The sequence below is a fragment of the Streptococcus sp. 596553 genome (assembly GCF_900411395.1).
GTDB lineage: Bacteria > Bacillota > Bacilli > Lactobacillales > Streptococcaceae > Streptococcus > Streptococcus mitis_BA.
The window spans coordinates 1-16,004 of sequence record NZ_OXCQ01000019.1 but is presented as its reverse complement, the minus strand read 5'-3'; the positions used below and the strand labels follow the sequence as shown (position 1 = coordinate 16,004).

Annotated in this window: 18 protein-coding genes, 1 tRNA gene and 2 pseudogenes; 3 read left to right on the top strand and 18 right to left on the bottom strand. The window is 40.9% G+C overall.

Annotated elements, in window-relative coordinates; all coding sequences use genetic code 11:
- Positions 1-164 precede the first annotated feature (164 nt).
- Positions 165-236 (bottom strand) — tRNA-Glu (locus DSY56_RS11345).
- Positions 237-297: 61 nt separating this feature from the next.
- On the bottom strand, positions 298-1,653 hold the full coding sequence (gene rlmD / locus DSY56_RS11340; RefSeq protein WP_112445779.1) for a 23S rRNA (uracil(1939)-C(5))-methyltransferase RlmD: 1,356 nt from the start codon (positions 1,651-1,653) through the stop codon (positions 298-300).
- A 37-nt stretch (positions 1,654-1,690) separates the two neighbouring features.
- Here rlmD and recX point away from each other — a divergent pair, with 37 nt between their 5' ends.
- On the top strand, positions 1,691-2,467 hold the full coding sequence (recX, locus tag DSY56_RS11335; protein WP_112445777.1) for a recombination regulator RecX: 777 nt from the start codon (positions 1,691-1,693) through the stop codon (positions 2,465-2,467).
- A gap of 88 nt (positions 2,468-2,555) precedes the next feature.
- A complete protein-coding gene (ntdP, locus tag DSY56_RS11330; RefSeq protein WP_000775316.1) occupies positions 2,556-3,089 on the top strand; it encodes a nucleoside tri-diphosphate phosphatase in 534 nt (177 codons plus the stop codon).
- Positions 3,090-3,159: 70 nt separating this feature from the next.
- Here ntdP and DSY56_RS11325 read toward each other — a convergent pair whose 3' ends face one another.
- From DSY56_RS11325 to DSY56_RS11290, 8 genes are all read right to left on the bottom strand, one after another.
- Positions 3,160-3,927, bottom strand: a complete 768-nt coding sequence (locus tag DSY56_RS11325) for an epoxyqueuosine reductase QueH (protein ID WP_000567567.1) — start codon at positions 3,925-3,927, stop codon at positions 3,160-3,162.
- 136 nt (positions 3,928-4,063) lie between these two features.
- Entirely contained in the window at positions 4,064-5,686 is a 1,623-nt protein-coding gene (gene groL, locus DSY56_RS11320; RefSeq protein WP_112445775.1) for a chaperonin GroEL, read from the bottom strand.
- A 15-nt stretch (positions 5,687-5,701) separates the two neighbouring features.
- Positions 5,702-5,986 (bottom strand): co-chaperone GroES, encoded by a 285-nt coding sequence (gene groES / locus DSY56_RS11315; protein ID WP_049489733.1) that lies wholly within the window; start codon positions 5,984-5,986, stop codon positions 5,702-5,704.
- 155 nt (positions 5,987-6,141) lie between these two features.
- Positions 6,142-6,537 (bottom strand): single-stranded DNA-binding protein, encoded by a 396-nt coding sequence (locus DSY56_RS11310; protein WP_000282439.1) that lies wholly within the window; start codon positions 6,535-6,537, stop codon positions 6,142-6,144.
- A gap of 75 nt (positions 6,538-6,612) precedes the next feature.
- Positions 6,613-7,374 carry an SDR family NAD(P)-dependent oxidoreductase gene (locus tag DSY56_RS11305; RefSeq protein ID WP_112445772.1) on the bottom strand — a complete coding sequence of 254 codons (762 nt, stop codon included), beginning with the start codon at positions 7,372-7,374 and terminating at the stop codon, positions 6,613-6,615.
- Between the two features lie 41 nt (positions 7,375-7,415).
- Positions 7,416-8,042, bottom strand: a complete 627-nt coding sequence (gene ytpR / locus DSY56_RS11300) for a YtpR family tRNA-binding protein (RefSeq protein ID WP_023943328.1) — start codon at positions 8,040-8,042, stop codon at positions 7,416-7,418.
- Between the two features lie 15 nt (positions 8,043-8,057).
- Entirely contained in the window at positions 8,058-8,375 is a 318-nt protein-coding gene (locus DSY56_RS11295; RefSeq protein WP_060806141.1) for a thioredoxin family protein, read from the bottom strand.
- The gene (locus tag DSY56_RS11290; RefSeq protein ID WP_001013971.1) at positions 8,372-8,671 is read right to left on the bottom strand and encodes a DUF4651 domain-containing protein; all 300 of its coding nucleotides are present in this window, start codon (positions 8,669-8,671) and stop codon (positions 8,372-8,374) included. The genes DSY56_RS11295 and DSY56_RS11290 overlap by 4 nt, the downstream gene beginning before the upstream one ends.
- 93 nt (positions 8,672-8,764) lie before the next feature.
- Between DSY56_RS11290 and DSY56_RS12620 the strand changes: the two genes are divergently transcribed.
- Complete coding sequence (locus DSY56_RS12620; RefSeq protein WP_268810481.1) at positions 8,765-8,896, top strand: hypothetical protein; 132 nt, start codon at positions 8,765-8,767, stop codon at positions 8,894-8,896.
- 24 nt (positions 8,897-8,920) lie between these two features.
- On the opposite strand, the pseudogene DSY56_RS11285 reads toward DSY56_RS12620, so the two are convergent.
- The 8 genes and pseudogenes from DSY56_RS11285 to DSY56_RS11245 form a co-directional block, all read right to left on the bottom strand.
- Positions 8,921-9,118 (bottom strand): annotated as a pseudogene (locus DSY56_RS11285) (N-acetylmuramoyl-L-alanine amidase family protein); the annotation flags it as partial.
- Positions 9,119-9,360: 242 nt separating this feature from the next.
- Positions 9,361-10,035, bottom strand: coding sequence for a hypothetical protein (locus DSY56_RS11280; protein WP_112445768.1), 675 nt, complete (start codon positions 10,033-10,035; stop codon positions 9,361-9,363).
- Between the two features lie 4 nt (positions 10,036-10,039).
- A complete protein-coding gene (locus DSY56_RS11275; RefSeq protein WP_112445766.1) occupies positions 10,040-10,486 on the bottom strand; it encodes a LytTR family DNA-binding domain-containing protein in 447 nt (148 codons plus the stop codon).
- A gap of 113 nt (positions 10,487-10,599) precedes the next feature.
- Positions 10,600-11,103: a phosphatase PAP2 family protein gene (locus DSY56_RS11270; protein ID WP_200832454.1), complete on the bottom strand. Its 504-nt coding sequence runs from the start codon at positions 11,101-11,103 to the stop codon at positions 10,600-10,602.
- Positions 11,104-11,198: 95 nt separating this feature from the next.
- Positions 11,199-12,959, bottom strand: a complete 1,761-nt coding sequence (locus DSY56_RS11265; RefSeq protein ID WP_112445762.1) for an ABC transporter ATP-binding protein — start codon at positions 12,957-12,959, stop codon at positions 11,199-11,201.
- On the bottom strand, positions 12,949-14,718 hold the full coding sequence (locus DSY56_RS11260) for an ABC transporter ATP-binding protein (RefSeq protein ID WP_112445760.1): 1,770 nt from the start codon (positions 14,716-14,718) through the stop codon (positions 12,949-12,951). Before DSY56_RS11260 ends, DSY56_RS11265 begins: the two co-directional genes overlap by 11 nt.
- Positions 14,693-15,163, bottom strand: coding sequence for a MarR family winged helix-turn-helix transcriptional regulator (locus DSY56_RS11255; protein WP_112445758.1), 471 nt, complete (start codon positions 15,161-15,163; stop codon positions 14,693-14,695). Before DSY56_RS11255 ends, DSY56_RS11260 begins: the two co-directional genes overlap by 26 nt.
- Positions 15,164-15,549: 386 nt before the next feature.
- Positions 15,550-16,004, bottom strand: a pseudogene (locus DSY56_RS11245) (N-acetylmuramoyl-L-alanine amidase family protein); the annotation flags it as partial.

Genomic DNA, 16,004 nt, shown 5'->3' with positions numbered 1-16,004 from the left:
GCCCTGCACATTGGTTCGTCTTGTTCAGTTTTCAAAGGTCTTTGTCACTTACTTCTCTCAAGCGACAACTATATTAGTATATCACAGTCGCTTTCGCTTGTCAACACTTTTTTGAAATTTTTTTAAAACTTTTTTCATCAAGTGTTTCCAACTGCAACATACCATAGTCCGTACGGGATTCGAACCCGTGTTACCGCCGTGAAAAGGCGGTGTCTTAACCCCTTGACCAACGGACCAGAGTTGTTATTTTCAACTCTTACTATTATACAGTCTTTTTCAGACTTGTCAACACCTTTTTTAAAATTTTTTAATTAATTTTACAACTGCTTCAGTTCGAGCGGTGTGTGGGAACATATCGACCGACTGGATATAATGGATATCGTAGACTTCTACTAATCTTACCAAATCCCTTGCCAAAGTTGAAACATTACATGAAATATAAACCATTTTTTCTGGCACATAGGTAAGAATAGTGTCTAACAACTTATCATCCAGACCTGTACGCGGTGGATCCACAATCAGTGCATCTGCTCGGTATCCTTCCTTGTACCAACGAGGAATAATCTCTTCTGCTGTTCCAGCTTCATAATGAGTATTGTCAAATCCCATTCTTTTAGCATTTCGCTTGGCATCTTCAATAGCTTCTGGAATAATATCCATACCTCTGAGTGTTTTAACTTTCTTTGCAAAGGCAAATCCAATTGTTCCAACTCCACAATAAGCATCAATCAAATGATCTTCTTTATTAACATCCAAGGCTTTTACCGCCTCGTTATAAAGAACTTCTGTTTGTTCAGGATTTAGTTGATAGAAAGCTCGAGGAGATAGTGAAAATTCATAATCGAGTACACCTTCTTGAATACTCTCTTGTCCCCAGATAATCTCTGTCTTTTCACCATATATTTCACTTGTTTTAGCTGTATTTGTATTTACAGCTACTGTCACAACTTCTGGAAAATCTTTAACTAAATCTTTTACCAGTTTTGTGAAATTAAGCTGGCAGTTTGTAACAATAATAATCTGAACCTGTCCAGTCTTTCTTGCTCGTCGGACCATAATAGTCCTAACACCAAGAACTTTTCTCTCATCGGTGATTGGAATCTGGTGATAAGTAAGTAATTCTGCTAGACGATTAGCAATCACTTGGGTTTCCTTGTCTTGTACCAGGCAGTCTTTCAACTCTACTAAATAGTGAGAGTTTTGTGCATACAGACCTGCCTTGACCTGATTTTTAAATTTTCGAGTCTGAACTTGTAACTTAGCACGGTAGTACTTTGGTTCCTGCATTCCAATAGTTGGACGGATTTCATAGTTTTCATATCCTGCAGGGGCAAATTTTTTCAGCGCTTGGTAAAGTAAGTCCGTCTTGAATTCCAGTTGTTTATCATAATGCAGGTGCATGATTTGGCAGCCTCCGCACTCATTGTAAATAGTACAAGCTGGCACAACTCGGAATTTAGACTTCTTGTTGACCTTTAGTAATTTTGCTTCAACAAAGTTGCGTCTAATAGAAGTAATCTGACAATAGATATCTTCTCCTTTTAGTGCTCCAGGTACAAAAACTAACGTTTTTTGGTAAAAGCCGATTCCCTCACCATTAATTCCCATGCGCTTGATTTTTAATGGTATTTTTTGTTTCACTTTCAGATTCATACCCCTATCTTATCACATTTTGAGTTATAATAGAACTATGAAAATCACAAAACTTGAAAAGAAAAAAAGACTCTATCTGATGGAGCTTGATAATGACGATAAATGCTACATTACTGAAGATACTATTGTTCGTTTTATGTTATCAAGAGATAAGGTGATAAGTGAAGAAGAATTGAAAGAGATTCAGGACTTTGCTCAATTTTCTTATGGTAAGAATCTGGCCCTCTACCACTTATCCTTTAAAGCACGTACTGAAAAAGAAATCAGAGAATATCTGAAAAAATACGATATCGATGAAAACATCCTTTCTCAAGTCATTGCTAATCTTAAAGAAGATAAGTGGATTAATGATAGCCAGTACGCTTATGCTATCATCAATGCCAATCAACTTTCAGGAGACAAGGGTCCTTATGTACTGACTCAGAAACTAGCTCAAAAAGGGATTTCAAAATCTACTATAGAAGAGAACTTGAAAGAATTTGATTTTTTTGAAGTTGCTCAACGTGTAGCTAATAAACTATTGAAAAAATATGAGGGAAAACTTCCAGCTCGTGCCTTGCAAGATAAGATAATCCAAAATCTGACCAACAAGGGGTTTTCCTATTCTGATGCTAAAACTGCCTTTGACCAGTTGGATAGTCAAGTTGATCAAGAAACGACTCAGGAACTCATCTTCAAGGAACTTGATAAGCAATATGCTAAATATGCCCGAAAATATGAAGGATACGAACTTAAACAGCGTTTAACTCAAGTTTTAGCACGAAAAGGCTACGATTTTTCGGATATAGCGAGCGCTCTCAGAGAATATCTTTAATATTTTCATGTAAAATTCACAGATTTTAGGTAATTTTATGGTACAATAGTAAACGATAAACTTATAAATTGTAGAAAGTTGGTTAGTTATGAAACTTCCAAAAGAAGGCGACTTTATTACAATTCAAAGTTATAAGCATGATGGGAGTCTCCACCGAACTTGGCGGGACACCATGGTACTAAAAACAACAGAAAACGCCATTATTGGTGTCAACGATCATACACTTGTTACCGAAAGTGATGGTCGTCGTTGGGTCACTCGAGAACCGGCTATTGTTTACTTTCACAAGAAATATTGGTTTAATATCATTGCCATGATTCGCGATAATGGAATTTCCTACTATTGCAATATGGCTAGCCCCTACTATCTGGATGAAGAAGCTCTGAAGTATATTGATTACGATTTGGATGTTAAAATTTTTACAGATGGGGAAAAACGTCTCTTGGACGTTGAGGAGTATGAGCGCCACAAACGCAAAATGAATTATTCTGATGACTTGGACTATATTTTAAAAGAACATGTCAAAATTCTTGTTGATTGGATTAACAATGGACGAGGTCCTTTCTCCGAAGCCTATGTAAACATTTGGTACAAGCGCTATGTAGAACTAAAGAATCGGTAAAGTTGTCAAACTAGGGTGAAAGCCCTGGTTTTTTTATTTTAAAAACCCAGCTTTACAGCTGGGTTGATTTCTATATATCTAATTTCGTAACAGTAAATTTGATGTGGGAATAGTCTTTTTCAACATCCTTATCCAGCAAGAACGCTGTGGCGTCCTTCTTAACTTGAACTAGGTCAATATTCTGGGCCTGTGCTGCATAGACGCATCCACAATAACATTGACGGTAGATGTCATACTCTTCACACATCTCTACTGAACGTTTGTAGCCTTGATTTTTCTTGAAATCGCTGGGAAGATAGTGAGTGGTATAAATCTTTTGCACATCGATTCCGATGCTATTAATGGTTTGAGAATTCTTATGAGGACTGATGGTCAAGGCTGAACCGAAGTAGTCAAAGCCCAAATCCATAGCCACTTGCGCTGTCTTATCCAGTCGGTAGTCAAAGCAAACCTTGCAACGGTCGCCACCTTCTGGCTCTTCCTCTAGTCCCCTAACTAATTTTCGGTATTCATTTGGCTCGTAGGGAGCTTCTAGATACTGGACCGTATTTCCAGTCCGCTCATTAAAATCACTGACAAATTTCTTGGTAACATAAGCTCGCTTGTGGTATTCTGCCTTGGGATGGATATTAGAATTGGCAAAATAGATGGTCACATCTGCATACTTGGTCAAATATTCTAGGGTATAGGTACTACAAGGGGCACAGCAAACATGCATGAGAATGGTTGGCCGTTGCTCATTTTTCTCCCATACTTGTACCATCTTCTGCATGACACGGTCATAATTAATCTTCTGATTGGGGTTCATCTTGCTCAGAATTTCTTCTACATCGATCATGTTCTTCTCCTTTTTCTAGTCTTATTTTATCATATAAGTTAGGAGAGCTCAAATCAATTTAGAAGTGAATATCACAAAAAGAGGGTTAGTCATTCCCTCCTTTTGTGTTTTTTATAAGTTGTTTTCTATAGAAATCTTACATCATGCCGCCCATCATGCTTGGATCCATTGCTGGAGCTGGGGCCACTGGTTCTGGTTTATTGGCTACGACTGCTTCCGTAGTTAAAATCAAGCTGGCTACAGATGCTGCGTTTTGTAGGGCTGAACGGCTAACTTTAACTGGGTCGATAATCCCTTGATCAATCATGTTAACCCACTCACCAGTTGCTGCGTTGAAGCCTGTACCAACTTCAGCATTTTTCAAACGATCGATGACGATAGAGCCTTCAAATCCTGCATTGTGGGCAATCTGACGAACAGGTTCTTCCAAAGCACGGAGAACGATATTGCGTCCTGTTGCTTCGTCTCCTGTCAATTCCAAGGCAGCAACAGCTGGAATGACATTTACAAGAGCAGTTCCACCACCTGCAACAATACCTTCTTCAACAGCTGCACGAGTAGCGTTGAGGGCATCTTCAATGCGGAGTTTCATTTCTTTCAACTCAGTTTCAGTTGCGGCTCCGACCTTAATAACCGCCACACCACCTGACAATTTTGCCAAGCGTTCTTGCAATTTTTCACGGTCAAACTCAGAAGTTGTGGTTTCGATTTGAGACTTGATAACCGCAACACGGTGAGAAATCGCTTCAGGATTTCCAGCACCTTCTACGATAACCGTACTATCTTTGTCTACGGTCACTCTAGCTGCTTGACCAAGAGCTTCAATTGTCGCATCTTTCAACTCAAGACCAAGGTCTTCTGTGATAACTGTTCCGCCTGTTAAGATGGCAATGTCTTCGAGCATAGCTTTGCGGCGGTCACCAAAACCAGGTGCCTTGACCGCTACCACGTTGAAGGTTCCACGAATCTTGTTCAAAACAAGAGTTGGAAGAGCTTCACCATCTACATCATCCGCAATAATCAAGAGTGGACGATTGCTTTGGAGAATGCTTTCTAGAAGTGGTAAGATTTCTTGGATATTTGAAATCTTCTTATCAGTAATCAAAATGTATGGATTTTCAAGGTCAGCTACCATTTTTTCGCTATCTGTTACCATATACTGTGAAAGATAACCACGGTCAAACTGCATTCCTTCCACAACTTCAAGTTCTGTTTCCATACCACGTGATTCTTCGATAGTAATGACTCCATCTTTGCCAACTTTTTCCATGGCTTCAGAGATGTACTCACCAACTTTTTCAGAACGAGAAGATACGGCTGCAACCTGAGCGATAGCTTCTTTGTTGGCAACAGGGATGGCGTTGTTTTTCAAAGCTTCTACTGCTGCTGTAACTGCTGTTTCAATCCCACGACGAATTCCGATTGGATTGGCACCTGCTGTGACGTTTTTGATTCCTTCGCGGACAATTGCTTGGGTCAAGACTGTTGCAGTTGTCGTTCCGTCACCTGCGATATCGTTGGTTTTTGAAGCTACTTCTGAGACCAATTTGGCACCCATATTTTCAAAATGGTCTTCCAATTCGATTTCTTTGGCAATAGTTACACCGTCATTGGTGATGAGTGGTGAACCGAATGATTTTTCAAGAACAACATTACGGCCTTTTGGTCCCAAGGTTACTTTAACAGTGTCTGCAAGGATATCGACACCACGGACCATAGCTGAACGGGCATCTGATGAAAATTTAATTTCTTTTGACATACTTACTTTCTCCTTCTATTCTTCAATGATTGCCAAGATGTTAGCTTCCCCTACGATGATGTACTTTTCATCGCCGTCTTTGACATCAAGACCTGCGTGAGCTTCAACTAAGACACGGTCTCCAGGCTTAACACTTGGAGCTACCAAGTCACCGTTCAAGGTACGAACACCTTGTCCAGTAGCCACAACTTGAGCTGTTTTGGTTTTTTCTTGGGCTGAACCTGCGAGGACAAAACCTCCAACAGTTTGTTCTTTTTCTTCTACTTTTAAGACCACACGGTCCCCTAATGGTTTCAACATCTGATTTCCTCCATAATGAGATAGATATTATTAGCACTCTTTATATCTGAGTGCTAATTTATAGTTCTATTGTATCACTTGGTCAGAAATAGTCAAGAAAAAAGTCTGACTTTCTCAAGATAAAAAGCCTGAGACCAACTCAGACTTTTTAATGTTTAAAATGGCAATTCCTCCTCTTCCAAAACCAAATCTGCCAAATCTTGGCCTGCATTATTTTCACGCATGGCACGTTGGGCACGACTTTCCAAGAGTTGGAATCCTGTGACAAGTACTTCGGTCACGTAGTTCATCTGGCCATTTTTCTCAAAGCGACGGGTACGAAGTTCTCCATCCACAGAGATAAGACTACCTTTTGTTGCATAGCTTGCCAAGCTTTCTGCTAGTCTGCCCCATAGGACCATATTGACAAAATCAGCTTCGCGTTCCCCGTTTTGGTCTTTGTAACGACGATTTACAGCGATAGTTGCTCGCGCTACTGACTTGTCATTGTTGGTTTTGTGCAATTCTGGTGTAGACGTTAAACGTCCAATTAAGATAACTTTATTATACATATTTTTTCCTCCTACTTATCTATTCGTAGGAAATCAAAAAAGTTACAGAAATTTGTAACTTTTCGAGGAAATTTTTTAGTTTTTATGAACCATGAAACCTGTCGCCTGTTGATTGGCCATAATGGTCATATCTGTAATCTGCACACGATGAGGTTGACTGGTCACATAGACTACTGTGTCTGCAATATCCTGAGCTTGCAAGGCTTCTATTCCTTGGTAAACGGACGCAGCCCGCTCTTTATCACCGTGAAAACGCACTGTAGAAAAATCTGTTTCGACAATTCCAGGCTGAATGGTCGTCACCTTGATATCCGTTGCGATGGTATCAATTCGCAGACCATCTGAAAAGGTCTTAACTGCTGCCTTGGTAGCTGAGTAAACAGCGGCACCTGCATAGGCGTAGATTCCTGCGGTTGACCCCATGTTGATGATATGTCCTTGATTGGCTTTTACCATTGCTGGCAAGAAAGAGCGAGTGACTGCCATCAAACCTTTGACATTGGTATCCAGCATGGTCAACATATCCAGCTCTTCATAGTCCTGATAGGGAGCCAAGCCAAGAGCCAGACCGGCATTGTTGACCAGAATATCAATCTTCCCTATCGTTTCTAGAATACTGGAGCAAACAGTCTTCACCATAGTCATATCCGTGACATCTAGTGGAAAGGTCCAGACGGTTTGATTTGGAAAGACTTCTGCAAACTCCGACTTAAGAGCTTCTAGTCTATCTGTCCGTCGTCCTGTTAGAACGACATTCTCACCCTGCTCCAGATAAGCACGCGCAATTGCTTCACCGATTCCTGATGTCGCTCCTGTAATCACTACATTTTTTGCCATCTTATTTCCTTCTATCTGCTCTATCAGATACTGACAACTTCCTAGGCAGTCCAGTGTTTAGCTGGGTCGAATGGTGTTCCGACAACTTGGTCTTCTGATAATTCAATAATACCACGTTTTTGCGGAGCATTTGGCAGATACAATTCACGAGGACTGCACATCATGCCAAAACTCTTTTCACCACGAAGTTCGCCTGGGAAAATGAGGTTGCCTTTGGGCATCATAGCTCCAGGAAGAGCCACAATGGTTTTCAACCCAAGACGCGCATTAGGAGCCCCTGCAACGATTTGTACAGTCTTGTCACTTGATACTGCAACTTGGCAGATGTTGAGGTGGTCACTATCTGGATGGGCTACCATCTCGACAATCTCACCAACAACAAACTTAGGTTCCTTGTCATTGACAATTTCTTCTGTAAATCCTTCCGTCTGCAATTCTTGATTCAAACGAGCGACTTGCTCATCTGATAAAAAGACTTGACCGCGCTCTGCAATTTCAAAGAAACTTGAAACTTCAAAAATATTCCAAGCCACTGTTTCCCCATTATCTTTGAGGAAAACACGAGCCACCTTGCCTTTGCGCTCCACATCCAGTTTGGCATCTCCGCTATTTTTCACGATGACCATAAGGACATCACCGACATGTTCTTTGTTATATGTAAAAATCATTGTTTATATTTTCTCCTATTTCAGTCCTGCTAAAAAGTCATTAATTTGTTGCTTGCTTTTACGGTCGCGATTGACAAAACGGCCGATTTCCTTGTCCTTTTCTAGAACAACAAGGCTAGGAATTCCGTAAACATCCCAGAGTTTAGCCAAATCCATATACTGGTCTCGGTCCACTCGAATAAAGGTGAACTCTGGATTGGTCTCCTCAATTTCTGGTAAGGCAGGATAGATATAACGGCAATCGCCACACCAGTCCGCCACAAAAAGGAAAACCTTCTTGCCATCTTTTTCTACTAAAGATGCCAATTCTTCTAAACTTTCTGGCTGTATCATAAGACTTCCTCCTCATAGACTAGGTCTTCATTTTCATAGACAAAGGTATAGTGACGGCCATCTTCAAAAATGACGCCACCAACCAAGCTCTCTAGACTGCTTTCATAGACTTGAACATAGAGGGTCGCAATTTCCCCCATGTCTGAAAAATGGTCTCGCACAATCGCTGTCAACTCTTCCTGAGTCTTCATGAGCTTACGGTCATCTGCAACTTTTTTCGTAGCAAGGGCAAGGCTCCCAATACCAAGCAGAGCCAGACCTGCCATCCACATTTTTTTAGCTTTCATACCATTCATTTTAACACAAAAAAGGCTTTAGGACAAATGAGGAAGCAGCAGAAAAGCAAGTAAAAAGCCTCTTCCTTTAAGGAAAAGGACTTCTTATACTCAATGAAAATCAAAGAGCAAACTAGGAAGCTAGCCGCAGGCTGCTCAAAGCACTACTTTGAGGTTGTAGATAGAACTGACGAAGTCAGCTCAAAGCACTGTTTTGAGGTTGTGGATGAATCTGACGTGGTTTGAAGAAATTTTCTAAGAGTATTATTCTTATTGCCAGGCACCTGAGTTGCCAACGTAGTAACCATCAGGTGTGTAGGTATTGCGAAGCATCTTACCTGATGAAGCTAGATAATACCACTTGCCATTATCTTTGACCCAATCATTCGCTAACATGGCACCAGAAGAACTTACATAATACCATTCTCCCTTGTCATAAACCCAAGTGCTTGCTCTCATGGAGCCTGAGCAATTAGAGGCCAAAAAAACTGTCCAATATCATTCATTTTTTTAAAACATTTGACACTACATCATCCACGCTGTAAGACATAGATACATCAAACGTAAGAGCCAAAATATCGAAAAATATACAACTTTTAAAGGCAACATTTCATTTTTTAAAGTCTAACAACAATAGAACGGAAATCAGAGCAAGGCATCAATTTCCTACTCTTAGTACGTCTATTTTGATGGTTGAAGTGAAGATTTTTTTACTTAACGTAGACAAGCTCCAGCTTCCCAAAAGCCACATCTCCACGGATAATCAAGGTTTTGCTGGTTGGGGCTAGAGTGGTATCTGCCTTAGCTACACCACAGAAAGTTTCTACTTTTAAATCAACTCTCCAATGTTGGGGAACAAAGATAACTGCATTGCCAAAACCAACTTCTACTTTCAGGGTTGCAGTATCTCCTAAAATCTCTGCATTGTCGTAATATATCTTAGCATTTCCGAAGCCAACTTCTACTTGATCCTCTACCAATTCTTGGTCTTGCTTGTAGAAAGTCCCTGTTCCAAAAGCAACTTCCTTATCTGTAAGAATGTTTTTTTCACCATCATACCACCATTTTTTTCCATTCCAAGTTCTGTTAGAATGAGTGAGTGCGCTGACACCCATTACGATTAAAATACTAGCTAAAATAAGCGAAATAGGAGATAGCTGAATCCAATCATAAAAAAGATTCACTATATTTAATGCTGTTAATGCTAAAAAAGTGGCACTTGTCCAATGATGCCTAAGGGAAGATTCTATTGCCTTATACAATAGAAAAGCGATAAAGACAAAAGGAGAATACTTAGTCTCCAAAGATGGAACACCATAATGTCCCTGTAATAAAATCCATGCTGCCAATACTAGCAACACAATACCAAATGCTTTCTTTTTCATGTTCTTACCTCATGTTTCTTAGATTTTCTTTTAGGAGGGATTGATAGTACCGCGACACGTGAACCTCCTTGTGGGTCTGATAAAAGGAAATGGTGCCCGTTCCTGAAAAGGACTTGTCCACCGAATAGATTTGCCGAATATTAGCAATCGTTGACTTGGATACCCGACTAAAATAGCGAGGAAGGATAGACTCTAACTCATAGAGTTTGAGCCGAACTTCGTAGGCATCTTTCTGGGTATGGGCATAAATCTTGCTACCTTCTGTCTCAAAGAAGAGAATTTCCGATAAGTCCAGATAATATTCACCTGTTCCCTTGTAAAAAATCAACCGAGGAGACTTGGACTCTTGCAAGAGTCGCTGTAAATCCGCAATCTCATCTGTCAAAGCCGCTGCCTTGATGACAATTTCAGTTTCATCTAAATTGCTGTCAATTTCGATTCGTAACTTCATTCCATCTCCTTTCTGACTCTACTATATCAAAGCCAAAATAAGAAAACAAGAGCAAAAAAGCAAGTGGTTACTTTAGCCACGTAAGTGGTTGTAAGGTTACCTTAACTTACAGGTCAAAATAGAAAGAAAATCACACCCCACGCAAGACCACAAATATAACCAACCACTACATCCTTGGGAAAATGCACTCCACTCAAGACTCTCACTAGACCGAGGAGGACTGAAAAGACCAACAAGATAACCCCTACAGATAAACTAGCATGTAAGCAAGCCATGGAGATAATGGTGGCTGAAAAGACATGACGACTGGGCATAGACTGACCAGGACTATCTCTGTCAAGCAAGGGTTTAATATCCCATTCCTCATAAGGTCTAGGGGCATTGATTTTCTTACGAAGAAAGGACAAAATCACAAAACCTGATGCAGGGATAAACACATAGATTCCGACCTGTTTCCCAAGTCCTTCTTGGAGATAGGTAGTAACTAACAAGGTTAGATAAACTATAGGCATAACTACCGTCATGAATCGATTGAAAGTTCTTAACAAACTCAGAAGAAAGGGCTTATTTTCAATCTTATCAGCAATATGGTCATACCATTCTTGATAATTTTTCATATATTTTCTCATTACTTACTCAAATTTTGCTTATAGGGAAGCACTTGTCTTCTAGTATAGTGCAGAAAAAGAAGGCCGTCAAGCCTTCTTTCGATTTATTCTTCTGCCTCATCTTCTGTGAACTGACTGTTATAGAGATCTGCGTAGAAACCAGCTTGCGCCATCAGCTCATCATGATTTCCTTGCTCGATGATATTACCATCTTTCATGACGAGAATAAGATCAGCATTTCGGATAGTAGACAAGCGGTGGGCGATGACAAAGGAAGTTCTGCCCTCCATCAAACGATCCATGGCTTTCTGGATTAACTCTTCCGTCCGAGTATCAACAGAAGAAGTCGCCTCATCTAGGATTAGGAGTGGTGCATCTTTCAACAAAGCACGAGCGATAGTCAAGAGTTGTTTTTGTCCGACAGACAAGGTCACTGTGTCGTCCAAGACTGTATCGTAACCATCTGGTAGGGTCATAATAAAGTGGTGAATCCCTACAGCCTTGCTGGCTTCAATCACGCGCTCATCACTAATCCCCTCTTGGTTATAGATGAGATTATCTCGGATAGTACCTTCAAAGAGCCAAGTATCCTGCAAGACCATTGAAAAGGCATCGTGTACTTCCGATCGCTTCATATCCTTGGTATCCACACCATCGATACGGATACTCCCCTTATCAATCTCATAAAACTTCATCAAAAGATTGACAATGGTTGTCTTACCAGCTCCAGTCGGTCCGACAATGGCAACCTTTTGCCCTGCATGAGCGGTCGCAGAAAAGTCATGGATGATAGTTCTCTCTGGTGTGTAACCAAAGGAAACTCGATCAAAGACCACTTGACCTTTCATATCGCTCAATTGTCTTTCTTTATGGGATTCGTCTCCCATTTCCTCTTCAGCTAGAAATTCGAAGACACGTCCCATGGCTGCACTAGCCTGCTGCAAACTAGTAATCCCTTGGGCGATTTGTGAAAGAGGCTGAGAAAAGATACGAACGTAGGCCATAAAGGCAACGATAATCCCGATACTAATCCGCCCATTCAGAGCCAAGGCTGCACCAACGATAATCACTAAGGCATAGCTAAAGTTCCCAATAAACATCATAATCGGCATCATAATCCCTGAAATAAACTGAGATTTCCAAATACTGTCATACAGACGATGGTTTAATTTCGCAAATTCTTCTTTCGTACTTTCGATGGCATTGTAACTGGTCACCACATTATGGCCAGAGTACATTTCCTCCACATAGCCATTGACAGCTGCCAAATCTTGTTGCTGACTCTTAAAAAAGCCCTGGGATTTGCCCATAAAGACAGACACGAAAGCAAAACCGATAAGAGTTGACACAACCGTCACCAAGGCTAAAATCCAGTTCATCCCAAACATGGTCACCAAGACTGCCACGACCAGTAAAGTGGATGAAAGAACTGTTCCCAGACTTTGATTGAGGGACTGGGCTGCAGTATCAACATCATTGGTTACACGAGACAAGGTATCTCCTTGAGAGTGTCCATCAAAATATCCCAATGGTAGGCTATTGATTTTCTCTGCAATAGCTCTTCTCAAACGCTCTGAAAAACGTTGAATAGCTGTTGTAAACAGAAAGGCCTGCAAATAATTTGATAGGAGTCCAATCACATAGATGACGGCTAAAAAACTACCAATGGCTGCAACCGCCGCGACATCCACACTTGTTTCCAGACCACTGGCAATAATATTAGTCATTTCCTTGATGCGGGTTGGACCATATACAGTAATGATATTGGATACGATTGTTGCTAGAAAGGCAATCAAAAGGGCAAACTGGAGACCTGCAAGATAGGGTTTACTCTGTTTCCAAAGAGACATTTTCTTATTTTCCATGTTCCAATTCCTCCTTCGATAGTTGTGAATAGGCAATTTCTTGGTAAACTTCGTTATTAGCTAGAAGTTCCCTGTGGGTACCTTGTCCCACGACTTTACCTTGATCCAAGACCAAAATCAAATCTGCATCCATAATCGTTGAAATACGCTGTGCAACGATAAGCTTGGTCATAGACTTAGTTTTCTCTGCTAGCTCTTGGCGTAGGATACGGTCTGTCTTGTAGTCCAAGGCTGAGAAGGAGTCATCAAAGATGAGGATTTCTGGCTTCCGAGCTAAGGCACGCGCAATGGCCAGACGCTGTCTTTGACCACCTGAGAAGTTGGTTCCTCCTTGGGCCACTTCTGACACTAAGCCCGCTTCCTTGTCTTCGATAAAGTTCTTAGACTGGGCCAACTCCAAGGCTTGCCACATAGCCTGCTCACTAAGTGGTGTTTCTTGACTTTGTCCAAAGTCCAAATTGCCCTTAACATCACCTGAAAAGAGAACCGCTTTCTGGGGAATATAACCAACCTTGTTGCGCAAATCTTCTAAGGCATAGCCTTGAACATTGACACCGTCCACCAGAATTTCTCCTTCTGACACATCGTAGAATCGTGGAATCAGATTGACCAGAGTTGATTTACCAGAACCTGTTGACCCAATAAAGGCCACTGTTTGACCAGCTTCCGCTTTAAAGCTAACATTCTCAATAACCGCCTCCGAATTTGCCGCATAGCGGAAGGTCACATCCTTAAATTCGACCTGACCTTTGAGGTTTTCATCAGCCAGCTGTACTTGAGCAGGATTTTGGATAGAAGAATGCAAATCTAAAACTTGATTAATTCGCTTAGCAGAGACCATAGTTCGGGGAAGAACGATGAAGAGTGCTCCCATGAGAAGGAAGCCCATGACAACCTGCATGGCATAAGACATAAAAACAATCATGTCACTAAAGAGAGGCAGACGCGCTATCGGAGTAGCGTCGTTAATCACATAGGCCCCAATCCAGTAAATCGCCACACTCAAACCACTTGAAATCCCCATCATGATAGGGTTCAAAATAGCCATAAGACGGTTGACAAACAAATTCAAGCGTGTCAATTCATCATTTGCTGCAGCAAATTTTTCATTTTGGTAATCCTCTGCATTGTAGGCACGAACGACACGAATACCTGTTAAACTTTCACGAGTGATACTGTTCAGTTTATCAGTCAGCCCCTGAATCAAGGACTGTTTTGGAAAGGCCAGTGTCATCAAAACAGTAGTCATCAAAACGTTAACAATCACTGCCACAAGTACGGCCCAGAGCCAGTATTCTGAATGGCCTAAAATCTTCCCGATAGCCCAGATAGCCATAATCGGACCACGTGTAACTACTTGCAAGCCCATGGTAATCAACATCTGAACTTGAGTAATGTCATTGGTGGTACGAGTTAGGAGACTGGGAATAGAGAATTTCTTAATCTCTGTCTGCGAGTAATCCAAAACTCGGTTAAAAATATCACTTCTCAGCCTACTAGTATAAGAAGCTGCCACTCGGGATGCAAAAAATCCAACTGCAACTACGGACAAGAAGGCAAGAAAGGACATTCCCACCATCATGCTTGCCGGCTGCCACAACTCATCTAAATTAGTTCCTTGACTACCTAGCAAATCCGTAATTTTCGAGATATAGGTTGGCACTTCCAACTCCAGATAGACCGAAAAGCAAGTAAAGAGAATAGCTAGTAAAATCATCCCCCATTCTTTTCTACTAATTCGTTTGGCTAATTTCTTCATTATCTCCTCCTATTCTTTTGATATTTTCCTGTAGTTGACTGAGAACTTTCTCAAAAATCAGTAATTCATCTTCATCAATGTCTTCCATCAACTGCTTGTCTATCCGTTCAAAAAAAGCCTTAACCTGTTGCATCTGAGAACGTGCTTTGTCCGTCAAACGAACAAATTTTGCCCGCTTATCGCTAGGACTCGCCTCCAATTCCACCAAACCATTTTGCACCATACGCTTAACCAGATTACTAGCAACAGACTTGGTAATATTGAGTTCCTGCTCGATATCTTTAATCAAGACCAAGTCTTGGTTTTTCTCACGATTATCCAAAAAACGCACAACCTGACCTTGAGGCCCACCCATAAATTCAATACCACAACGTTTGGCTTCCTTTTGCACCATCAGATGAATCTGATGACCAAAACGCTTAAAGACTAACATCGGCTTATCCATACTTACTCCTTTCTAACCATTGCATTTAGTTCTCCTAGGAACTAAATAAGTTTTCATGAGAACTATTTTATCATTTTCAGAAAAGATGTCAAGAAAAAGTTTCCAAGAGAACTATTTTCTTGATTAAAAAAATCCCAAGTGATTTTTTCACTTAGGATTATGTTCTCTAGGTTAAATTAGAACCCGTCTACTTTTACAAATACCTTTACATCGTTTTACTATATCTTACAACACCTTTTAAAACAGCTATATTTTGAGCTTTTAAATAAATGTTTTTACATCACTTTACAGAGATTTACGACACTTTTGCCCCTTTTTTGCCCCTTTTAAAACAAAAAAACCGCAAGCCTGAGCCTGCGGTTAGTGTAATCTATTTTGAAGTCTTTCTATTTTGTAGTAATGAGCCCTTCTGGCTCTACTGTGAACTCTGGCTTATCTGCCATTGTTCCGTCTGGTTTGATGTAGTACCAGCCTGTTCCGTCTGCGGACTGGACGAAGGCGTTTGATACCATGGCACCTTCTTTACCGTCTAAGTAGTACCAAGTCTCCTTGTACTTGACCCATCCTGTCTTCATAGCGCCCTCTGTGTCAAAATAATACCACTTATCAGCGATTTTCTTCCAGCCTGTCGCCATTTCACCTGACTGGTCAAAGTAGTACCAGTTGCCGTCAGTGTGCTGCTTCCAGCGGTCCGCAAGCATGTAGCCTGAGCCATCGAAGTAATACCAGGTTCCGTTGATTTTCTCAAACTTGTCTTTTGGATAAGAGCCGTCTGAGTGTACGTACCAATAGCCTGTATCATTCTTCTGCCAGCCTGCTTCAATTGTCAAGCCGTTTTCAA